Source organism: Burkholderia sp. PR2, from assembly GCF_052372875.1.
GTDB lineage: Bacteria > Pseudomonadota > Gammaproteobacteria > Burkholderiales > Burkholderiaceae > Burkholderia > Burkholderia diffusa.
Genome location: NZ_JBQRWH010000001.1, coordinates 1,396,839 through 1,417,485, shown reverse-complemented (window position 1 = coordinate 1,417,485; position 20,647 = coordinate 1,396,839). Strand labels below are relative to the sequence as shown.

At 64.5% G+C, this 20,647-nt stretch carries 17 protein-coding genes; 13 read left to right on the top strand and 4 right to left on the bottom strand.

Annotated features, from left to right (window positions below):
* Positions 1-10: 10 nt before the first annotated feature.
* The 4 genes from ACT2FV_RS06120 (at position 11) to ACT2FV_RS06105 (ending at position 4,225) form a co-directional block, all read left to right on the top strand.
* On the top strand, positions 11-1,060 hold the full coding sequence (locus ACT2FV_RS06120; RefSeq protein WP_444503453.1) for a C45 family autoproteolytic acyltransferase/hydolase: 1,050 nt from the start codon (positions 11-13) through the stop codon (positions 1,058-1,060).
* A 15-nt stretch (positions 1,061-1,075) separates the two neighbouring features.
* Positions 1,076-2,410 carry an aspartate aminotransferase family protein gene (locus tag ACT2FV_RS06115; protein WP_124900548.1) on the top strand — a complete coding sequence of 445 codons (1,335 nt, stop codon included), beginning with the start codon at positions 1,076-1,078 and terminating at the stop codon, positions 2,408-2,410.
* Positions 2,411-2,435: 25 nt separating this feature from the next.
* Positions 2,436-2,990, top strand: a complete 555-nt coding sequence (locus tag ACT2FV_RS06110; RefSeq protein ID WP_059679148.1) for a carboxymuconolactone decarboxylase family protein — start codon at positions 2,436-2,438, stop codon at positions 2,988-2,990.
* A gap of 422 nt (positions 2,991-3,412) precedes the next feature.
* On the top strand, positions 3,413-4,225 hold the full coding sequence (locus ACT2FV_RS06105) for an extensin (RefSeq protein ID WP_444503452.1): 813 nt from the start codon (positions 3,413-3,415) through the stop codon (positions 4,223-4,225).
* A gap of 114 nt (positions 4,226-4,339) precedes the next feature.
* On the opposite strand, the gene ahpF is transcribed toward ACT2FV_RS06105, so the two are convergent.
* Complete coding sequence (ahpF, locus tag ACT2FV_RS06100; RefSeq protein WP_444503451.1) at positions 4,340-5,938, bottom strand: alkyl hydroperoxide reductase subunit F; 1,599 nt, start codon at positions 5,936-5,938, stop codon at positions 4,340-4,342.
* A gap of 125 nt (positions 5,939-6,063) precedes the next feature.
* Positions 6,064-6,627 carry an alkyl hydroperoxide reductase subunit C gene (gene ahpC / locus ACT2FV_RS06095; protein ID WP_059607791.1) on the bottom strand — a complete coding sequence of 188 codons (564 nt, stop codon included), beginning with the start codon at positions 6,625-6,627 and terminating at the stop codon, positions 6,064-6,066.
* 320 nt (positions 6,628-6,947) lie between these two features.
* Between ahpC and ACT2FV_RS06090 the strand changes: the two genes are divergently transcribed.
* The 3 genes from ACT2FV_RS06090 to ACT2FV_RS06080 are packed head-to-tail and all read left to right on the top strand — an operon-like array spanning position 6,948 to position 9,922.
* Positions 6,948-7,904: an ABC transporter substrate-binding protein gene (locus ACT2FV_RS06090; protein WP_444503450.1), complete on the top strand. Its 957-nt coding sequence runs from the start codon at positions 6,948-6,950 to the stop codon at positions 7,902-7,904.
* 1 nt (position 7,905) lies between these two features.
* Entirely contained in the window at positions 7,906-9,210 is a 1,305-nt protein-coding gene (locus ACT2FV_RS06085) for a dicarboxylate/amino acid:cation symporter (RefSeq protein WP_151050343.1), read from the top strand.
* A gap of 10 nt (positions 9,211-9,220) precedes the next feature.
* On the top strand, positions 9,221-9,922 hold the full coding sequence (locus ACT2FV_RS06080; RefSeq protein WP_444503449.1) for an aspartate/glutamate racemase family protein: 702 nt from the start codon (positions 9,221-9,223) through the stop codon (positions 9,920-9,922).
* 215 nt (positions 9,923-10,137) lie between these two features.
* On the opposite strand, the gene ACT2FV_RS06075 is transcribed toward ACT2FV_RS06080, so the two are convergent.
* On the bottom strand, positions 10,138-11,031 hold the full coding sequence (locus tag ACT2FV_RS06075) for a LysR substrate-binding domain-containing protein (RefSeq protein WP_124628292.1): 894 nt from the start codon (positions 11,029-11,031) through the stop codon (positions 10,138-10,140).
* A 177-nt stretch (positions 11,032-11,208) separates the two neighbouring features.
* On the opposite strand from ACT2FV_RS06075, the gene ACT2FV_RS06070 reads away from it, so the two are divergent.
* From ACT2FV_RS06070 to ACT2FV_RS06060, 3 genes are read left to right on the top strand one after another with little or no spacing between them, the layout of a single operon-like run.
* Entirely contained in the window at positions 11,209-12,375 is a 1,167-nt protein-coding gene (locus tag ACT2FV_RS06070; RefSeq protein WP_444503448.1) for a branched-chain amino acid ABC transporter substrate-binding protein, read from the top strand.
* 17 nt (positions 12,376-12,392) lie between these two features.
* Positions 12,393-12,932, top strand: a complete 540-nt coding sequence (locus tag ACT2FV_RS06065) for an L-2-amino-thiazoline-4-carboxylic acid hydrolase (RefSeq protein WP_444503447.1) — start codon at positions 12,393-12,395, stop codon at positions 12,930-12,932.
* Positions 12,925-14,175 carry a Zn-dependent hydrolase gene (locus ACT2FV_RS06060; protein WP_444503446.1) on the top strand — a complete coding sequence of 417 codons (1,251 nt, stop codon included), beginning with the start codon at positions 12,925-12,927 and terminating at the stop codon, positions 14,173-14,175. Before ACT2FV_RS06065 ends, ACT2FV_RS06060 begins: the two co-directional genes overlap by 8 nt.
* A gap of 27 nt (positions 14,176-14,202) precedes the next feature.
* Here ACT2FV_RS06060 and ACT2FV_RS06055 read toward each other — a convergent pair whose 3' ends face one another.
* Positions 14,203-14,682, bottom strand: a complete 480-nt coding sequence (locus tag ACT2FV_RS06055) for a GNAT family N-acetyltransferase (protein ID WP_444503445.1) — start codon at positions 14,680-14,682, stop codon at positions 14,203-14,205.
* An 867-nt stretch (positions 14,683-15,549) separates the two neighbouring features.
* Between ACT2FV_RS06055 and ACT2FV_RS06050 the strand changes: the two genes are divergently transcribed.
* The 3 genes from ACT2FV_RS06050 to ACT2FV_RS06040 all read left to right on the top strand — a co-directional run bounded on the left by ACT2FV_RS06050 (position 15,550) and on the right by ACT2FV_RS06040 (position 20,623).
* Positions 15,550-18,720, top strand: coding sequence for a T6SS effector BTH_I2691 family protein (locus tag ACT2FV_RS06050; RefSeq protein ID WP_444503444.1), 3,171 nt, complete (start codon positions 15,550-15,552; stop codon positions 18,718-18,720).
* On the top strand, positions 18,720-19,544 hold the full coding sequence (locus tag ACT2FV_RS06045; RefSeq protein ID WP_444503443.1) for a DUF6708 domain-containing protein: 825 nt from the start codon (positions 18,720-18,722) through the stop codon (positions 19,542-19,544). Before ACT2FV_RS06050 ends, ACT2FV_RS06045 begins: the two co-directional genes overlap by 1 nt.
* A 251-nt stretch (positions 19,545-19,795) precedes the next feature.
* On the top strand, positions 19,796-20,623 hold the full coding sequence (locus ACT2FV_RS06040) for a DUF6708 domain-containing protein (RefSeq protein ID WP_444503442.1): 828 nt from the start codon (positions 19,796-19,798) through the stop codon (positions 20,621-20,623).
* Positions 20,624-20,647: the final 24 nt, after the last annotated feature.

Sequence of the window (20,647 nt, the reverse complement as noted above, 5' to 3'; positions counted from 1 at the left end):
ACCATCCGACATGCCGCTTTCCCTGTCTCCCGTCATCGCCGGCGCGCCGTTCGACATCGGCGTGCGCCTCGGCGAGCTTGCCCGCCCCGTGTTCGATGCGTACATGCAGCAGAGCAGCGCATGGCAGGCCGTGCGCCGCTGGCGCAGCCATCCGTTCGTGGCCGCGCTGCGGCAGGCCGCGCTGGCCGCGTACCCGGAACTCGTCGCGGAGCTGGACGGGATCGCGGCAGGCGTCGGCTGGCCGGCCGAGGACATCTTTCTGTGGAACTGCCGCGGCGAACTGATCCATCACGCGCCGGACGGCTGCACGACGCTCGCCGGACGCGACGCGCACGGCACGCGCTGGATCGCGCACAACGAGGACGGCGATCCGTACCTGCGCGAGCGCTGTCTGCTGGTCGACGTGCAGCCGCAGGGCAAGCCGGGCTTCATCAGTTTCTATTACCCGGGCTCGCTGCCCGGGCATACGTTCGCCGCGAACCGCGCCGGCATCGCGCAGGCGATCAACAACCTGCGGATCCGCACGCCGGCGGCCGGCGTGCCGCGGATGATCCTCGCGCGCGCGGTGCTCGACGCGACGTCGCTCGATGCGGCCGCCGACGTGCTGCGCACGCATGCGCGCGCAAGCGGCTTTCACCACACGCTCGGCGCAACCGGCGATACGCGGCTCCTGAGCATCGAGGCGAGCGTCGCGCGCTGTTCGGTCGTCGAAGTCGCGCGTCTTGCCGGTCACGCGAATCATCTCGTGCATCCGGGGTGCGAGGACGAAGCGCAGATCGTCACGCAATCGTCCGGTGATCGTCAGCGGCGTGTCGATGCGCTGACGCCGGGCATCGACGCGATCGACGAAGCCGCGCTGCTGCGCGTGCTCGGCGACCGCGCACCGCAAGGGCTGCCGATCTATCGCGACGATCCGGCCGACCCCGACGATGAAAACACGCTGGCGACCGCCGTGTTCGCGATTCGCGACACCGCGATCGACTTCGCCATTCACCAGCACGGCACGCAGCGCTTCGCGACGTGCATCGTGCCGCCCGCGCACGCGCGCAGCGCGTCCTGATCCATGAGGCAACGCATGACGACCGTTTTTCATCGCGCTCCACGCGCCACCTTGCCCGTCGCCGTCGCAGGCGACGGCATCGAGATCATCGATTCGACCGGCAAACGCTACATCGACGCGTGCGGCGGCGCGGCCGTATCGTGTCTCGGCCACAGCAACCAGCGCGTGATCGATGCGATCAAGCGGCAGGTGCAGCAACTGCCGTACGCGCATACGTCGTTCTTCACGACCGACGTGGCGGAAGAGCTGGCCGACAGGCTCGTCGAGGCCGCGCCGGCCGGTCTCGAACACGTGTATTTCGTGTCGGGCGGATCCGAGGCGATCGAAGCCGCACTGAAGCTGGCGCGCCAGTATTTCGTCGAGAAGGGCGAGCCGCAGCGTCGCCATTTCATCGCACGTCGCCAGAGCTATCACGGCAACACGCTCGGCGCGCTCGCGATCGGTGGCAACGCATGGCGGCGCGAGCCGTTCCTGCCGCTGCTGATCGAAGCCCATCACGTGAGCCCGTGCTACGCGTATCGCGACCAGCAGGCGGGCGAAACCGACGAAGCCTATGCGCAGCGCCTGGCTGACGAGCTGGAGCAGAAGATCGTCGAACTCGGTGCGGAAAACGTCGCGGCATTCGTCGCGGAAACGGTGGTCGGCGCGACGGCCGGCGCGGTGCCGCCGGTGCGTACCTACCTGAAGAAGATTCGCGCGGTGTGCGACAAGTACGGCGTGCTGTTGATCCTCGACGAAATCATGTCGGGGATGGGGCGCACCGGATACCTGTTCGCGTGCGACGAAGATGGCGTCGCGCCCGACCTGCTGACGATCGCGAAAGGGCTCGGCGCAGGGTATCAGCCGATCGGCGCGACGCTGGTGAGCGATCGCATCTACCGGACGATCGTCGACGGATCGGGTTTCTTCCAGCACGGCCACACGTATCTCGGTCATGCAACGGCCTGCGCGGCCGCGCTCGAGGTGCAGCGCGTGATCGCCGAAGAGAAGCTGCTCGACAACGTGAAGGCGCGCGGCGAGCAACTGCGTGCGTCGCTGCGCGAGCATTACGGTGCGCATCCGCATGTCGGCGACGTGCGCGGCCGCGGGCTGTTCGTCGGCGTCGAGCTCGTGCGCGATCGCGACAGCAAGGCGACGTTCGATCCCGCGCTGAAGCTGCATGCGGCGGTCAAGCGCGAGGCGATGCAGCGCGGCCTGATGGTGTATCCGATGGGCGGTACGATCGACGGCGTGCACGGCGATCACATCCTGATCGCACCGCCGTTCGTCTGCACCGCGCAGCAGATCGACACGATCGTCGAACGGCTGTCCGGCGCGATCGATGCCGCGCTCGCATCGGCCGGCGCGTGAACCACGACCTCACCCAATCCTCACCATGACCGACAGACTGCCTCCCTTCGATCCCGCATCGGCCACCGACGAGCAGAAGGCCGTGCTCGCCGACATTCTCAGCGGCCCGCGCGGCAACCTGAACGGGCCGTTCCTCGGCTGGATCGCGAGTCCCGAACTCGCGCAGCACGCGCAGCGGCTCGGTGCGTTTTGCCGCTATCGCACGGGTTTGCCGTTGCGCCTGTCGGAGCTCGCGATTCTCGTGACGGCCGCGCGCTGGCGCTCGCAGGCCGAGTGGCACATCCACCATCCGATCGCGCTCGATGCCGGTGTGCCGGCCGCCACGGCCGACGCGATCCGCCGTGGCGTCGAGCCGGCGTTCGAATCGGACGACGATGCGCTGATCCATGCGTTCGCGACCGAGCTGTATGACACGCGGCGCGTGAGCGACGCGACGTTCGCGCGCGCGCAGGCGCGTTTCGGCCACGAGACCGTCGTGAACCTCGTCGCGCTGCTCGGCTATTACGCGCTCGTGGCGATGACGCTCAACACCTTCGGTATGCGCGCGGATGGCCAAACTGATCTACCGTTTCCGGAATAATCGCCGCTTGCGCGTGCGTCGGCGGCCTGCCGCGCGCGCGTTCCGATTGCGTCGAAAGGCCGGTCTGTACGGGATTTTTGGCGTGTTGGCACAGGCTGAGCGGCATCCTCGCGACGTCTTGCCGACGCACGTCGCACCGCCTGCACTTCAGCGCAGGAAGTTTCCCCGTGCCGTCCGATGAAATATCGCGAGGCGCTACGCATCAACGACGCGGGCGACCGCACGGGCGGGCTCAATCGTGCATTCAAGTGCCCGTGTGTGCGATTCGCGATGTCGAACCGTCTGACGATAGGGCAGCGCGGTGTTGCGAGGCCTCACCGCTCTGGGGTCGACATCAATGAAACCAATTGTATTCGTGCGGGATCAGCCGCGATCGCACGCGTATGATGGCTTGTTCACGTCGATAAGATCGGTGAGCAAGCATGACTAGTACCCGTAAGACATTGATGATCGCCGGCGGCCTGCTGGTTGCCGCGGCTGGCACAGGCTACGTGATGCTCCTGCGTGCGGACCACCGCGCGATCGCGGAGGCCGGCATCGGCGACTCCGCGGCCCCTGCCGCCGCCGTGACGGCGGCGAACGACGGCCACACCGCGCAAGGCGCGATCGCGCCGCCTGCGGCGGTCGCCGTCCCTTCCGCGCATATGGACGAGGCCGTCCCGCAACCAGCGGCCGTACGGCCGCCATCCGCGGCCTCTGCGCGCACGAGCGCGGCGCCGGCATCCGCTGCCGTCGCGCCGGTCGTCGCCGCGCCGGCGCCACCGGCGAAGACGAATGCGCCGCCGCCGACCGTCCACGTCGTGACCGTCGAGCCGGAGGATGCGACCCCGCCGAAAGCCCAGGTCGCTCAGCCGGCGAAGGCACCGGTACAAGCGGCGCAACCCGTGCAATCGACACCGCCGGTCCAGGCGACGCAGGTGGCTCGGCCGAGTCAGCAGGCGGAGCAGCCGACCCAGCGCGCGGCGCGCAAGCGCGACGGGCTCGAGCGGCACGCGGCCGCGACACCCGCGATGAAATCCGAAACGCCTGAAACCGCCGCACTCGTGCGGGAATCGGCAAAGCTCGATCCGTCGTTGCCGCCGCCGCAATACGTGGCGACGCCGAGCGCCGATCGACAGCACGCGTCGACGGGCGCGAATCCGGTTGCCGCCGCGATGACCGATCAACTGGTCAGGCAGTCGAGCAGCTTGAAGTCGACTACACCGGCGAGTGCCGGGCCCGGCGGGGCTCAGTGAGAACGGAGCGGCCGCGCTCGCGCAGCGCCGCTCGACCCCGGATGAAAAAGGGCCCCGCACGCCGACCAGGGCATGCGGGGCCAAGAGAGACGAACCTGTGCGGTGCGTCGCGCGTTACGCGGCGATCGCCTCTTCGGCCTGCGGCGCGTCGGCGGTAGCCGGCGTCGCGTCTTGCCGGATCAGGTGATCGAACGCGCCGAGCGACGCCTTCGCGCCTTCGCCCACCGCGATCACGATCTGCTTGAACGGCACCGTCGTCACGTCGCCGGCGGCAAACACGCCCGGGACCGACGTCGCACCGCGCGCATCGACGACGATCTCGCCATGCTTCGACAGTTCGATCGTGCCTTTCAGCCATTCGGTGTTGGGCACGAGGCCGATCTGCACGAACACGCCTTCGAGATCGACGCGCTTCGTTTCGCCCGAACGCAGGTCCTTGTAGACGAGCCCGTTCAGCTTGCTGCCGTCGCCAGTCAGCTCGGTCGTCTGTGCCTGCGTGACGATCGTCACGTTCGGCAGGCTGCGCAGCTTGCGCTGCAGCACTTCGTCCGCGCGCAGTTGCGCGCCGTATTCGATCAGCGTGACTTCCTTCACGATGCCGGCCAGATCGATCGCGGCCTCGACGCCCGAGTTGCCGCCGCCGACCACCGCGACGCGCTTGCCCTTGAACAACGGGCCGTCGCAGTGGGGGCAGTATGCGACACCACGGTTGCGGTATTCGCGCTCGCCCGGCACGTTGATTTCGCGCCAGCGCGCGCCGGTCGCGAGAATGATCGTCTTCGCCTTCAGCACCGCGCCGTTCGCGAGGCGGATCTGGTGCACGTCGCCCGGAATCAGCGCGTCGGCACGTTGCACGTCCATGATGTCGACGTCGTACTGCTTTACGTGCTGTTCGAGCGCCGTGGCGAACTTCGGTCCCTCCGTTTCCTGCACCGACACGAAGTTCTCGATCGCCATCGTGTCGAGCACCTGGCCGCCGAAGCGCTCGGCGACGACGCCCGTCGCGATGCCCTTGCGTGCCGAGTAGATCGCGGCGGCCGCACCGGCCGGGCCGCCACCGACGATCAGCGTGTCGAACACCGGCTTGTTCTCGAGCGACTTCGCGGCGCGGGCGCTCGCGCCCGTGTCGAGCTTCGCGAGGATTTCCTTCACGCTGCTGCGGCCCTGGCCGAACGATTCGCCATTCAGGAACATCTTCGGCACGGCCATGATCTGGCGCGCTTCGACCTCGTTCTGGAACAATGCGCCGTCGATCGCGACGTGGCGAATGCGCGGGTTGATCAGCGACATCACATTCAGCGCCTGCACGACTTCCGGGCAGTTCTGGCACGACAGCGAGAAATACGTCTCGAACGCGTAGTCGCCGTCGAGCGCGCGGATCTGTTCGATCACGTCGTCGTCGAGCTTGAGCGGATGGCCGCCCGTCTGCAGCAGCGCGAGCACGAGCGACGTGAATTCATGGCCCATCGGGATGCCGGCGAAGCGGATGCCGGCCGGTTTGCCGGGTTCGCCGATCGAGAACGACGGCTTGCGCTCGGCATCGTCGCGGCGTTCGGTTACGGTCACGCGCGACGTCAGCGACCCAATCTCGTTCAGCAGCGCAAGCAGTTCCTGCGATTTCGCACTGTCATCGAGCGACGCGACGAGTTCGATCGGGCGCGTGATCTTTTCGAGGTACGCCTTCAGTTGGTTCTTGAGACTGGCGTCGAGCATGGCGTTTCGGATTCCGTATTGATGATTCTGTTCGGGCACGTCGTGCCGGAGGAGGGTGCGGGCCGCGCGAAACGGCCCGCATTCGCGTGACGCGCGCGCCTCGTGCGAGGCGCGCGGCGCGATCGTCAGATCTTGCCGATCAGGTCGAGCGACGGGGTCAGCGTCTCCGCACCCGGCGTCCACTTGGCCGGGCACACTTCACCCGGGTGCGCCGCGATGTATTGCGCGGCCTGCACCTTGCGCAGCAGTTCGCCTGCGTCGCGGCCGATGCCGTTGTCGTGGATTTCGCACAGCTTGATCTCGCCTTCCGGGTTGATCACGAACGTGCCGCGCAGCGCCATCCCTTCTTCCTCGATCAGCACGTCGAAGTTGCGCGACAGCGTGAGCGTCGGGTCGCCGATCATCGGGTACTTGATCTTGCCGATCGTCTCCGACGTGTCATGCCATGCCTTGTGCGTGAAGTGCGTATCGGTCGACACGCCGTAGATTTCGACACCCAGCTTCTGGAATTCCGCGTAGCGGTCGGCGAGGTCGCCCAGCTCGGTCGGGCAGACGAACGTGAAGTCGGCCGGGTAGAACACGACGACGGACCACTTGCCCTTGAAGTTCTCTTCGGACACGGGCACGAAATCGCCGTTGTGGTATGCGGTTGCCTTGAACGGTTTGATTTGGGTGTTGATGATCGGCATCTTGCGAGTTCCTTTGCTTGGGTGTTGATGAAGTGTTGCCAGTATCCGGGTTCACCCCTGGCTTGTGAAATTGCTTGTATTAATCCGCGGCATCGGGAATTTCTATCTGCTTCCGGCCCCGTCGCGGCGGGCCGTCCGGTCGGCCCGTGCCATCCGGGCCGGGCCTTCCGGCGGATTTCGGCCAGCCGGCGCTTCTGACACATTGGGCGTGCGGGAGGGCGCGGCGCCGGGCGACGGCGACGCGCCCCGCGCAAGGGCCCGGCGCCCGTTCGGCACGAACGGTTGCGCGGTCGTCAGACACTCTCCGTCCCACTGCCGCCATGAATCTCTATTCCGGACGCGCGATGCGTGCACTGCCCACATGGTTCCGCGAGATCGTTCCCGAGGGGCGATGCCTGCATCGGCTCTTGCGCGGTGCGGCCTGCGCACTCGTGACCGTGTCGTGCGCCGCGCCGGCGCTCGCCCTCGATGCCTCCGCGCCGGCCGCGACGGCGACGCCGGCCACCACGTCGACCGGGCTCGTGCAGATGCCCGACGGCCGGCTGCTCGCGCCCGAGTTCGCCCGCATCGTCACGCGCGGCACGCTCGTCGTCGCGGTGCTCGGCGTCGATCAGCCGCCGTTCTTCATGTCGCGCAACGGCGCATTGGCGGGCGTCGACATCGATCTCGCCGACGAACTCGCGAAAAAGCTCGGCGTGTCCGTGCAGTTCGACCGCGATGCGCGCACCTTCGACGACGTCGTTCAGCTGATCGCGACCGGGCAGGCCGACGTCGCGATCAGCAAGCTGTCGCGCACGTTGCCGCGTGCGCAGGTGGTCCGCTTCAGCACGCCGTACATCAACCTGCGGCGCGCGCTGTTGATCAACCGCGTCAGCTTCGCGGAACTCGCGAAAGGGCGCCCGCTGCCGGAAGTCGTGCGCGATTACCGCGGCACGATCGGCGTCGTCGCCGGGTCGGCCTACGCGGAATACGTGCGCACCGACTTCCCGGCTGCGCGGGTGCGTACCTACCCGAGCTGGCCGGCGACGCTCGACGCACTGAACGCCGGCGCGGTCACGGCCGTGTATCGCGACGAACTCGCGATCAAGCTCGTGATGCAGGACGACCCGACCGCGCCGATCCGCTTGCGCGTCGCGACCTTCGATGACCTCACCGACGCGCTTGCCGTCGGCGTGCCGGTGTCCACGCCGACGCTGCTCGCGTTCGTCAATCAGTTCCTGGCCGAGCGCAGCAGGCGGCTCGACGTGAAATCCTTGCTCGACGCGATGGGCCGCTGACATGAACATGGACGAGAACATCAGGATCATGCCCCGCATCGCGCGGCTGCATGCGCTCGCGATCCATCCGCTGACGGTGTTCGGCAGCCTCGCGCTCGGGATCATGGCGGGCGTGCTGTGGCCGGCCGCCGCGCCGAAGTTCGACTACGTGGGCCAGGTGTACGTCGGCCTGCTGAAGATGACGGCGCTGCCATTCATGACGGCCGCCGTGATCTTCAGCCTGCAGCGACTGCTGCGCGATGGCAGCGCGTCGGATCTCGTGATGCGCGTGATCGCGATCTTCGGCTGCGCGTCGGTGTTCGTCGTGGCGGTCGGCGCGGTCGTTCTGGTCGCGATGCGGCCGGGGGAGCATCTGTCGAACGCGACGCTGAAGGCGTTCGGCGCGCTGGTCGGCAGTGACGGTGCGGCGAGCGACACCGTGATGACGCTGTACGGCACCGATCCCGCGGAGAAGTCGTCGGGCCTTGCCGACATGCTGATCGCGCTGGTGCCCGGCAACTTCTTCGCGGCGCTCGCGAGCGGCGACACACTGAAGGCGCTGGTGTTCTCGCTGTTCTTCGGCTTCGCGTCGGGACGCGTGCCGGCGAGCATCTCGGCGGCGCTGAGCCAGACGCTGGAGACCGTCTATTTCACGTGCCAGAAGATCATGCACTGGCTCGCGTATCCGACGCCGATCGTGCTGTTCTGCGGCGGCGCCGCACAGATCGGCACGTCGGGATTCGGGCCGCTCGAGGCGATGGTCCGCTTCGTCGCCGCGTTCGCCGTCGTCGCGCTCGTGCTGATCGCGGCCTCGATCGTCGTGATCTGGAAGCGCTCGGGCGCGACGCTGGCCGAGACGCTCGCCGGGTTGCGCACGCCGTTCGCGATGGCGCTCGCCACGCGCAGCAGCGTGGCGTGCATGCCGAGCATGATCGAATGCCTGGCCGACGGCTTCGGCTTTGCCCGCGCGCGCGTCGAGTTGGTCGTTCCACTTGCCGTGTCGCTGCTGCGCGTCGGGCCGATGGTTTATTACGCGAGCGCGACGCTGTTCGTCGCACAACTGTACGAACGGTCGCTCGGCCCCGGCGAGCTTTGCGTCGTGCTGGTCGCGTCGGTGCTCGCCGGATTCGCGTCGACCGGCACGTCGGGCGTCGTGACGGTGTCGCTCGCCGGCATGGTGTGCGCGGCGTTGCACCTGCCGTTCGAGGCCGCGTTGGTGTTGTTCGCGGCGATCGATCCGTTCTGCGAAATATTTCGGACGCTGTTGCTGGTGATCGGCAACTCGGCCGTCGTATCCGCGATCTGCGCGCGGCCGCCGCGCGCGTGAAGGAGGCGTCATGGCACTCGTCGGCGTACTGGGCGGAATGGGGCCGCTGGCCACGGTCGACTTCATGCATCGCGTGATTTGCCTGACACGCGCGCGCTGCGACCAGGAGCACCTGCCGATGATCGTCGCGAACCTGACGCGAACGCCCGATCGCTCGCGCGCGATCATCGACGGCGGGACCGATCCGCTGCCGGCGCTGCTCGACGGCATCGCGCTGCTGAACCGCTGCGGCGTCGACGTGATCGCGATTCCGTGCAATTCGGCGCATCACTGGTATGCACCGCTGCGCGAACACAGCGCGGCGCCGATTCTGCATATCGTGGATGCGTCGGTGACCGCGTTGCCGGCAGGCGTGCGGCGCGTCGCGGTGCTCGCTACGGGCGGCACGCTGGTGTCGGGCTTCTACCAGGCGGCGCTGCGTGCACGCGGGTTCGAGCCGGTGATGCCGGGCGTGGCCGCGCAGCGCGATATCGCCGCGTGCATCGCGGCGGTCAAGGCGGGGAAGATCGCTGCGTCCGTGCGGTGCCTGTCGGGCGCGCTCGATGCACTGGCAAGACGGGACGTGGGCGTGGCGGTGATGGGCTGCACGGAAATTCCGATCGCGGCGCGCGCGTTGCCCGATGCACCGTTCGCGCTGGTCGACAGCACGCAGGAGCTGGCGCGCGCGACGGTCGCCCATGCGGTCGAGCGCGGATGGGGGCGTGCGGTGTGACGCAACGGCGGGCGGCGGTACGCGCGACGCACCGCGCCCGCCAGATCCGTCAGGGTGCGCGCACGTCGGGTTCGATGACGGGGATGGCCCACATGTCGCGCGATACGCGCAGCAGGCGGTTCACTTGCGTGGATGCCCGGACGATCGCATCGGACAAGCGGATGCGGCGCGCCTTGTGAATCGTGCGAAGGCCCGCCTGCGAGCGGCCCGCGCGCTTATGCAGCCATCCGCCTGAGCCATTCCGCCAGCCGTCTCGCGCCGTCCGGCATGTCCGCATCCTCGCGCGTGCACAGGTAGTAGTCGCGCCCGTCGTCGAGCGCGTGGTCGAACAGCTTCACGAGTTCGCCGTTCGCCAGTTCGCGCTGGACCAGCGGCGCGCGCAGCAGCGCCGCGCCGAGATCCGCGCGTGCCGCGCTCAGCGTCAGTTGGCCGTCCTCGAACATCGGTCCCACCGCGTGCGACACGTGCCGCACGCCGGCGCCCTGCAGCCAGTTGACCCAGGCGCTGCGATCCTCGTCGTGCACGAGCGGCGCCCGCGCGAGATCGGCCGGTGTGCGGAACGGCCCGTGGCGTTTCAGGAACGACGGGCTGCACATTGGCACCATCGCGCCCGGCAGCAGCCGCTCGCAGCGGTAGCCGGGCCAGTCGCCGGTGCCGAAGCGGATCGACAGGTCGGACGCGTCGCTTCGATAGTTGCGGTGATGCGCATACAGCACGGTCACGTCGACATCGGTGTTGTCGGCGAGGAACGCGTGCAGCCGCGGAATGAACCAGCCGATACCGAGCAGCGGAATCAGGCTGATCGTGATCTGCCGCAGCGACGACCGGTCGCGCACGAAGCGCGTCGCGCTGCGCAGCACCGAGAACGCGGCGCTGATCGAGCGGTAGTAGTCGCGCCCCTCATCGGTGAGCGCGAGCAGCCTGCCTTCGCGCACCGTCAGCGGCGTCTGGATGAACGCTTCGAGCAGCTGCAGCTGGTGGCTCACCGCGGACGGCGTGATGTCGAGCTCGTGCGCCGCCGCGGTGACCGAGCCGAGACGCGCGAATGCCTCGAACGCGCGGACGGCGCGTAGCGGTGGATCGTGAGGCAATTGTTCGATATTTTTCATGTGTCGAATTTTATCGAAAAATCAGGGTGAACCACAACACGAAAATATCCCGTATTTACAGGGGATTACGTTATTGTGTCGGGAATGGCATAAGCATCCAACAATTGAGTATTTGGGGTGCTGATGATGATTATTTAATATTTTTCATGTCTTGAGCCGCATCACCGATCCCCGCACATGAAAATCGCTTTTCTCCCCGCCGGCCTCGCATTCTCCGCGGCCGCGCTGATCGCCGCCGCTCCCGCCTACGCGCAGTCCGCGCCGCAGACCATCCTGATCGGTCTCGCCGCGCCGCTCACCGGCCCGTCCGCGCGGATCGGCAAGGACTTGCAGAACGGCGCGCAGCTTGCGATCGACGACGCGAACGCGAAGCATCCGAGCATCGGCGGCAAGCCGGTCGTCTACAAGCTCGTCGCGGCGGACGATCAATCCGATCCGCGCACGGCCGTCGCGGTCGCGCAGCAGCTCGTCGACCAGCACGTGATCGGCGTCGTCGGTCACTGGAACACCGGCTGCAGCGTGCCGGCGTCGCGCATCTACCGCGATGCGGGCATTCCGCAGATCGCGCCGGCGTCCACCGGCCACCCGTACACGCAGCAGGGCTACGCGACGGCCTTCCGGATCATGGGCCACGACGATGCGGGCGGCAACTTCACCGGCGCCTATGCGGTGAAGACGCTGAAGGCGAAACGCATCGCGGTGATCGACGATCGCACGTCGTTCGGCGCGGGGCTCGCCGACCAGTTCATCAAGGGCGTGCAGGCGAACGGCGGCACGATCGTCGATCGCCAGTACGTGAACGACAAGACGACCGACTTCAGCGGCGTGCTGACCGCGATCAAGAGCAAGCGCGCGGATCTCGTGTTCTTCGGCGGGCTCGACGCGCAGGCCGCGCCGATCGCGCGCCGGATGCGCCAGCTCGGCGTGAACGCGCCGCTGCTCGGCGCGGGCGGCTTCGTGAGCCAGACCTTCCTGTCGCTCGCGGGCAAGGACGGCGACGGCGTGACGGCACTCGAACCGGGCTTGCCGCTCGACCGGATGCCGGGCGGCAAGGCGTTCGACACGCAGTACCGCGCACGCTTTCACGCGCCGATCGAGCTGCACGCCCCGTTCGCGTACGACGCGGCTGCCACGCTGATCGCGGCCGCGCAGAAGGCCGGCACGACGCAGCCGGCGAAGCTGGTCGCGGCCGTGCACGCGATCGACCGGCCCGGCGTGACCGGCCGGGTCGCGTTCGACGCCGAAGGCAATCTGAAGGACCCTGCGTTCACGATCTACCAGGTGCGCGGCGGCAAGTGGACCGTCGTCGACGTGCTCGGCGGCGCGCACCCCGCAACGAAATGACGAAGGAGACGAACCCCATGACCAACACGACACATGCATCCACGGCGGCACCCGAGGACACGCGGCTCGGCATCCTCGCGCGGCGCCGTATCGAAGCGGAAATCATCAAGCCGATCTACGAGATCATGAAGCGCGAATTCGGCGCCGAGCGCGCGCAGGCCGTGATCGCGGAAGCCGTGCGCGGCGCGGCCGTCGACGCGGGCCGCACGTTCGCCGCGCAGGAGCCCGGCGGCACGAGCGTGCGATCGTTCGTCGCGCTGCAGGTGCTGTGGGAGAAGGACGATGCGCTCGAGGTCGAGGTGCATCGCGCGGACGATGCGCACTACGACTACGACGTGCATCGCTGCAGCTACGCGGAGATGTATCACGCGATGGGGCTCGGCGAGATCGGTCACCTGCTGAGCTGCGCGCGCGACAGCTATTTCATCCAGGGCTATGCGCCGGACATCGCACTCACGCGCACGAGCACGATCATGCAGGGCGGCAAGCGCTGCGATTTCCGTTATGTGCTGCAGGCGGCGCCGCGCGACGATGCCCCGGAGGCCGGCAATGCGTGACGATCTCGCGGACGCGCCGCGCGTCGACGGCGCGCGGCTGTGGGCGTCGCTCGAGCGGATGGCGCAGATCGGCGCGACGCCGAAAGGCGGCGTCTGCCGTCTCGCGTTGACCGACCTCGACCGCGAGTCGCGCGACCTGTTCGTGCAGTGGGCGCAAGACGCCGGCTGCACGGTGCGCGTGGACCAGATGGGCAACGTGTTCGCGCGCCGCGCGGGCCGCAATCCCGACGCCGCGCCGGTCATGACCGGATCGCACGCCGATTCGCAGCCGACCGGCGGCCGCTACGACGGCATCTACGGCGTGCTCGGCGGCCTCGAGGTCGTGCGCGCGCTGAACGATGCGGGCATCGAGACCGAGCGCCCGATCGACGTCGTGATCTGGACCAACGAGGAAGGTTCGCGCTTTGCGCCGGCGATGATATCGGCCGGCGTGTTCGCGGGCGTCTATCCGCTCGAATACGGGCTGTCGCGCACCGACGGCGCAGGCAGGACGATCGGCGAGGAACTCGCGCGAATCGGCTACGCGGGTGCCGAGCCCGTCGGCGGCTATCCGGTGCATGCGGCGTACGAGCTGCATATCGAACAGGGCGCGATTCTCGAACGGGCCGGCAAGACGATCGGCGTCGTGACGGCCGGGCAGGGGCAGCGCTGGTACGAGGTGACGCTGACGGGCGTCGACGCGCACGCGGGCACGACGCCGATGGAATTCCGGCGCGACACGCTGGTGGGTGCCGCGCGGATGATCGAATTCGTCGATGCGCTCGGTCGTCGCCATGCGCCGCACGCGCGCGCGACGGTCGGGATGATCGAGGCGCGGCCGAATTCGCGCAACACGGTGCCGGGCGGCTGCTTCTTCACGGTCGAGTTTCGTCATCCTGACGATATGGTGATCGACGAACTCGATACGGCGCTGCGTGCGGAACTGGCGCGCGTCGCGGCCGAAGCCGGCCTCGGTGCGCGGATCGAGCAGATCTTCACGTACCCGCCGGTGCCGTTCGCACCGCGCTGCATCGACGCGGTGCGCGATGCGGCCCAGGCGCTCGGACTGCCGCACATGGACATCGTGTCGGGTGCGGGTCACGACGCGTGCTACATCGCGCGCGTCGCGCCGACCGGCATGATCTTCGTGCCGTGCGTCGACGGCCTGAGCCATAACGAGGCCGAGGCGATCACGCCGGAATGGTCGGCGGCGGGCGCCGACGTGCTGCTGCGCGCGGTGTTGCGGAGCGCGCAGGAAGCCTGATCTCGACGGGCGAGGGGTGTGGTTATGTCAGGTCTGTGTGGGCCGATGATCGAGGCGAAGGCGCATCACATGGAATGCTGTATCGGTGCGCTCCGGCATCGTCATCTGCGACCCATCGGACACGAAGCCGAGCTTTTCATAGAACCGGTAAGCCGATTCGCGCGCGGTGCACCACACCAGTTCCGCACCGTGCGCTTGCGCGTGCCTGACGGCAATCCGCACCAGCAGGCTCCCGAAGCCCAACCCGCGAACCTCGGACCGTACGGCCATGCCCCTGAGTCGCCACGCGGCGTGAGCAGGATCGTCGTCGCGACGCTCTTCGCATAACGACGCGACGGCGATGATGCCCGCCGGATTGCGTATCGCGAGATGTAGTGTCGTCGCCGCGTGATCGCCGGGCAGTTCGCAAGCGTCCAAGTTGCCGTTCAGCAGGATCGCGGCTCTAAGCGGGTAGGTCTGTTCGGCTTGTGTCAGCGAAATGCTGAATAGCGTGTCGTGTGTCGCCATGTGTCGTCCTGTTGTTACCACGATGCCTTGACGCGCATTCCGCCCGGGATGCTCGTTGTCGGCGGGACGGGTGATCGCGCTCGCACCTTCACTTCAAATTGGCATCGGATTTTGGGTCTTTCCCGGTTCCATTCTCTCAAACATTGGCATCCGCGGAACAAGCGCAGCGACTATTCCTCGATTGGAAGAGCGTACATGCTGGCGTGTGTGGTCTGCGAACAATCCGTCGAGTAATCAGTCGCGTCACGATCCGGGGAGCCACGGAAGCCGTCACCGTGGAATGCTCGTTTCCGACCATTGCGTGGAGGCGACCGAGGTCGGCAAAACTGAATGTGCCTTTTTCCGACGATCTATCAGAGGGCTATTTTGAGATGTTTATTGCGGATAGCATCTGACAAATTGTCAGTGGATGCCGGTCAGTATGTCGAAGAACTTATTACTTGGATACTTCATGGAGAGGCGTTTTCTTGCAGTGGGGTATCAAGGCACGCCCGTGGCGTGATGTATCAGGCTTCCGCGTTGCACGGCGCTACCGCGCTCTCACGCAACGCTAGGTATTCGATCGCTACGCGAAGGCGTGTTTGTCACGAGCGCGTGACGGAACGGCTTCCTGGCGGGGTATGGCCTGGCTCGCGGCGATCGATGGTTCGCCGTGCCCGTTAGCCGACGGTTCGGTTCCGCGGGGCATGTGCTGTTTCGAACTACATCGTTCGATCGTCCACTCCAAACTCGAGCGGTCCCCGATCGTGCGCGATGCGATCGATGGGGCCGTGCACAGCCGATCTCCGATGTGGGATCAATTCGAAAGCATGGGCGACACGGCGAAGGTGCGAATCGTATCCGCCCCGGGCATAAGGAGATTTCGTAGTGGCCGTTTCCCCTCAACTGAACGAATGCGCGAAGCAGACTGCGCAATGCAATCCGGGCGCGTGCAAGGCGTGCAAGCGCACGGGTATCCCGGTTCTGCCGTTGCGCCGCGCGGTGACGCCGATTTTCGGCAAGCGTCCGATGTCGATGGACGCGTCCGTTTTCAACGAAGCGTTGCGCATGCTGCGCGCGGGTTACGTGTATGTGCTGCTCGACGGGAAGGTTTGGCAGGCATACCAGGTGACCTATCAGGGCGCGCTGCGTCAGTTCGACCCACTGCAAGCGCCTCCTTTCGATGCGGATGGCGCTATCCCGCCGCTTCCGGAAAGCTGCATCGGCAACGGCGACGAAGTGGCGGCTGCGTTCCTGAACATTGGGGGCGGCTACAAGAAAGCGCAGGTTGCATTCGCAAACGATTGCTGGCCGAAGGAAGTGCTGGACGCATATCGAACCGGCAAGTCGCCGATGTCGCGCTTTGCGACTTATGACATCGCAAAGCTGAAGGCGGATCCCTCGAGTGCCGGGAGCGACGCCGACAGCAGGGCGATGGGACTGTCTCAGATGACGGAGCTCAGTTCGAAGGTCTGGGAGTTCGTGCCGGATTCGGTGGATTTCCAGAGTGCGCACGGCTTCTATGCGCGCGCGCATCGAGCGGCGGCGATGCAGGCGTTCGTCACGTCGAGCATTGCGAAGTATCAATTCCAGAAAGGCGTGCCGGTGTTGGTCCTGCAGGATCCGGTCGGGATGGTGCAGGAATACAACAGCCTGCGCGCTTACTGGATGCGGGCGCTCCAGGAGTACGCGGCCGATCCCATGAGGCAGTACAGGCTCTTTACGTCTCAGGCGTTGCTGGAACTGAAGAAGGTAGAGGCGGGATGGGCGCAGCAGGAAGGTAAGGCAGCCGCGCAGGCGGAAGTAGAACGGGTCAAGGATTGGAATGCGAATCCGGTGCTGGCGAGCAAGGCAGCGTTACCGCCTGTCAACGTGGATCGGGTCGCCGCGCAAGTGACGAGACAGAACACGAAGAATTATCACCAGCGGCTGGAAGACGTGTACGACGAGAAGGAGCGCAAGAAGTTTCAGACCGAGTACGACAACGCGATCAAGCATTACGAAGCGCAAATCGATGCGTTCGGCAAGCGCTGGGCTGTCTGGTGCGGGTCGGAGAGCTGGATGAGACAGTGCGAGCACGATTACGACGGTGAGAACCTGAAGTCGGGATCGTGCCATGCATACGCGAACATGCTGGCCAACTGTGTCGCAGGGGGCCCGTCTGGCGCCCCTGCCAAGCTCGATCCGAAGGATCCGAAGAAGCCGCCGCAGTTGATTGACGAGACGCAAAAGCGGTGGGAAATCTGGCTGAACGATCGGAACAGTCCGGTCTACAAGGCATTGGCGGCGAAGAACAAACACTTCCTCGCCGATCTGTTGCCGGATTCCGACGGGCTGAACGACTCCGGCAAGGTATATACAGCAATTCGCCACGCGTTCGAGAGCAAGGATGTCGGCGAAGCATTTCTGCAGGCGAAGATCCAGCACGCGGCCGGAGTACTGCTGATGGCGGTGAACAGCGCTGCGATCGGCCTGTCGAGGAATCTGTCCGACGACGTGTCGTTGCGGGTTCGGAACTTGAATATCGGCTGCACGTTTTTATATGAGCGCACGTTGCCGACGCGGTTCCTGGTGGAACTGACGTTGACGGAATATATGTCGAAGCTGTCGGAGACCCTGCATCAGGGAATAGAGAGCAGCGGCAAGAAAGTGCGTTCGTTGCTGCTGGGTGGCTTGATTTCGATCCCTGATCCCAAGCTTAGAAACACGGTGATCAAGGTCACGGGGTGGGCGATGGACAGCGCCGAATCCGTACATAAGACCTTGCAAGTCCTGGCGAGCAAACCGATCGGCGAAGCGCTGGCGATCGGTAGCCTGTCGATGCGATCAGTGTCGATCGTGGAGGCGTTTGATCCTGCTGCCAGGAAATTCCTCGGGACAGTGAAGATGAAAAGCGTCGATGCGGTGAAGTTTACGAGGAACACCGCGGTAACGATGCATCGGAGATCGGGGCCACAGAGCTTGCTGATTTCGGCGGTGGCTCTGTATCTGTCTTATGACAGTTTGAAAAAGTCTCTGGACGATGTGAATACGAAGGTGGGGGCGACGTATCCGGAGGCGGCGATCGGTGCGTGGTCGGCATCGGGCGGGGTATTGGCGGCTGTAACGGAGACGGTCGGGGTATCGCTGAAGGCGTTTGCGTGTGGCGCAAGGACGGCGGCGAGAGCGGGAGGAGCGTCGCGCGCGACGGTGGCGATGTTGAAGGACGTGGCGGATGTTGGTGGGAGGCTGGTCAAGGGAGCAGGGTTCGTGTTTGCGGCACTGTCGTTTGTGGATGCGGCTCAGAGTGTGATGATGGCGAGCCGGGCAGCGAAGCAGGGGGACAGTAGAGCCGAGACTGCTTACGGATGGTCAGGAATTGCCTTGTTCATAGCGGGGCTATTTGGCATCGCTGCCGTTGCCGCAGGAAGTGCTTTTTGGGGACCACTGGGTATTGCGGTCGCATTGGGACTTCTGGCGTATGGTTCAACCAAGTTGGGACAATCGCTTGAGGCAACGCCTGTTGAGCTATGGGCGCGGCGATGCGTGTTTGGGGTAAATAAAGGACAGCTAATCTCATGGAAAGCACTGGAGCAAGCAGGCGATGCAGTGGCTGCATTGAATGCGGCGTTGTTGGGGTTCAGTGTCGATGTGGGCTTCGAGCCTGAGTGGGATACGGTAAGCAGTATGGGGGGCATCGACACGGTAACAGCAAGTCGCCAAACGCTGCACTACCGCATTGTGATGCCGAACTTCGATCCTGTGAGTTCAGCGTATGCATATACCGTAGCCGTGACCCGCCGTGGTGGCGGGGCGCAAGTATTGACCGCGGGCCAAAAAAATACGGAGCCGCTTGCGCGCGTCCAGCCGCCCCCTAACGGGAAATTTGATTACGAGCTCAGCACATTGGCGGCTAACACCCCAGAGCTTGCCAAGGCAGACGACTTGAAAATCGTGAGCGGGAAAATCCATTTGGTCGCTGACAGCAAAATCCACGACGTATCGATCGTGGCCCGATTCTATAAGGACCGTATGGATGAATATGGTTTTGCCGAAATTACGTCTCGGGACCAGCTCTGATGGCGATTCGACCGAAACTCAATCATCCCGTGTGCGGCTGGCAGGCAGACCTACCAGGGCCAACCGATATTCAAAATGAGGAGCCAAGTCTGGATGGCTGTTCTATTAATCATTTGAGTGATATTTATTTGGAGTTGCCGCGCTCTTTATTTCAAGTCAGAGGGCTAATGTTTTCATTTAATGTTGTATTTGTGCCATTTTCTGTTTCTTTATTGTGGGGTGTGCCATATGGAGGAGGGGCGGAAACTTTTATTATTTGGATTGCTTGTTGGTTGATTTTCATTTGGTCTGTATTTGTGACGCTCCGCTCTGATATATCCCCTCCACGCGATCTTCCTCTACGTTTCAACCGCTTGCGCCGGAAGATGTACGTGTACGAAATCGACATAGTGTGGTGGAACCCGTTCATCCGTTGGCCGATTCGTGCGGTTGCCTATGACTGGGACGACGTTCGAGCCGAAGCCTGGCTGCTACAAGGTGCGATCAATGGCGGTCATACGATGAAGTGGGGTGTGGTGCTGTCGATCGTGAAGTCCGGCACGAACGAGGTAATTGATCGGTTCCAGTTAGGGGCGAAAGGGGACGGCGAAGCGGCGTGGACGTATATCTGCACGTACATGCAAGAAGGGCCCGCTGCGCTGCCTCCATCGGATGATCTGCCGTTCGACCACGACAACGAGCGCACACTCAATATCGCGTACCTCCTTGCTCCGAAGGTGAAGTGGCCCGCAGAGATGGACCTTGAATCGCGGACGGCGCCAACGGAGTCGTCTTGTCGCGATCCGCTACACGGAGACTGCTCTGTGGTGGAGGGCAAGCATTGACCGCAGATTTGGAAAATATGGAGCTGCTGGCGTACACCCGGCCACCCCTAGTGGGAAAGCGGACTGCGAACTCAGCGCGTTGGCGGCCAACATTCCTGTACCTGCAAGCGGGACAATCCGAAAATCGTGAGCGGGAAAATTCATCTTGATGCTGATAGAAAAAATGGCAATTTATCGATCGCGACGTTGTTCGATAAGAACCGTATGGATGAATGTGGTTTTTATGAAGTGGTAACTCAGAAACAATTGCAATGACGACTCGACCCAAGCTGAACCCACCTACGCGCGGCTGGCAGGCCGATCTGCCTGAGCCGAATGATATTCCAAATGAGGAGCCAGGCCTGGACGGCTGCGAACCGAACCATCTAGATGACATCTACATGGAGTTGCCGCGGTCATTTATGAAAATTAGAGGAATATTTTTATGGGTTAATGTATTTTTTGTTCCATTGGTTATTAAATCGGTTGTTGATATTTTCTATTTCGATGGGGACTATTTTGAATTCGCCGTGATAATTTTTGTTGCTTTTGTGTGTGTTTGGTGCGTGATTTTAATTATTCGTTTAGATATATCCCCTCCGCGTGATCTGCCACTACGCTTCAACCGCTTGCGCCGGAAGATGTACGCGTACGAAATCGACGTAGTGTGGTGGAACCCGTTCATCTGTTGGCCGATTCGTGCGGTCGCCTATGACTGGGATGACGTTCGAGCCGAAGCCTGGCAGCAACAAGGTGCGATCAACGGCGGTCATACGATGAAGTGGGGTGTGGTGCTGTCGATCGTGAAGTCCGGCACGAACGAGGTAATTGATCGGTTCCAGTTGGGGGCGAAAGGGGACGGTGAAGCGGCGTGGGCGTATATCTGCACGTACATGCAAGAGGGGCCCGCTGCGCTGCCTCCATCGGATGATCTGCCGTTCGACCACGACAACGAGCGCACACTCAATATTGCGTACCTCCTTGCTCCGAAGGTGAAATGGCCCGCAGAGATGGACATTGAATCGCGGACGGCGCCAACGGAGTCGTCTTGTCGCGATCCGCTACACGGAGACTGCTCCGCGGTGGAGCGCAAGCATTGACCGCAGATTAGAAAAACATGGAGC

Excerpts from the sequence above, each read along its gene's own strand:
- ACT2FV_RS06090 (WP_444503450.1), top strand. The coding sequence starts at position 6,948 with ATGAATCTCTATTCCGGACGCGCGATGCGTGCACTGCCCACATGGTTC.
- ACT2FV_RS06080 (WP_444503449.1), top strand. The coding sequence starts at position 9,221 with ATGGCACTCGTCGGCGTACTGGGCGGAATGGGGCCGCTGGCCACGGTC.
- ACT2FV_RS06040 (WP_444503442.1), top strand. The coding sequence starts at position 19,796 with ATGACGACTCGACCCAAGCTGAACCCACCTACGCGCGGCTGGCAGGCC.
- ACT2FV_RS06110 (WP_059679148.1), top strand. The coding sequence starts at position 2,436 with ATGACCGACAGACTGCCTCCCTTCGATCCCGCATCGGCCACCGACGAG.
- ahpC (WP_059607791.1), bottom strand. The coding sequence starts at position 6,627 with ATGCCGATCATCAACACCCAAATCAAACCGTTCAAGGCAACCGCATAC.
- ACT2FV_RS06075 (WP_124628292.1), bottom strand. The coding sequence starts at position 11,031 with ATGAAAAATATCGAACAATTGCCTCACGATCCACCGCTACGCGCCGTC.
- ahpF (WP_444503451.1), bottom strand. The coding sequence starts at position 5,938 with ATGCTCGACGCCAGTCTCAAGAACCAACTGAAGGCGTACCTCGAAAAG.
- ACT2FV_RS06055 (WP_444503445.1), bottom strand. The coding sequence starts at position 14,682 with ATGGCGACACACGACACGCTATTCAGCATTTCGCTGACACAAGCCGAA.
- ACT2FV_RS06120 (WP_444503453.1), top strand. The coding sequence starts at position 11 with ATGCCGCTTTCCCTGTCTCCCGTCATCGCCGGCGCGCCGTTCGACATC.
- ACT2FV_RS06115 (WP_124900548.1), top strand. The coding sequence starts at position 1,076 with ATGACGACCGTTTTTCATCGCGCTCCACGCGCCACCTTGCCCGTCGCC.
- ACT2FV_RS06065 (WP_444503447.1), top strand. The coding sequence starts at position 12,393 with ATGACCAACACGACACATGCATCCACGGCGGCACCCGAGGACACGCGG.
- ACT2FV_RS06045 (WP_444503443.1), top strand. The coding sequence starts at position 18,720 with ATGGCGATTCGACCGAAACTCAATCATCCCGTGTGCGGCTGGCAGGCA.
- ACT2FV_RS06085 (WP_151050343.1), top strand. The coding sequence starts at position 7,906 with ATGAACATGGACGAGAACATCAGGATCATGCCCCGCATCGCGCGGCTG.
- ACT2FV_RS06070 (WP_444503448.1), top strand. The coding sequence starts at position 11,209 with ATGAAAATCGCTTTTCTCCCCGCCGGCCTCGCATTCTCCGCGGCCGCG.
- ACT2FV_RS06060 (WP_444503446.1), top strand. The coding sequence starts at position 12,925 with ATGCGTGACGATCTCGCGGACGCGCCGCGCGTCGACGGCGCGCGGCTG.
- ACT2FV_RS06105 (WP_444503452.1), top strand. The coding sequence starts at position 3,413 with ATGACTAGTACCCGTAAGACATTGATGATCGCCGGCGGCCTGCTGGTT.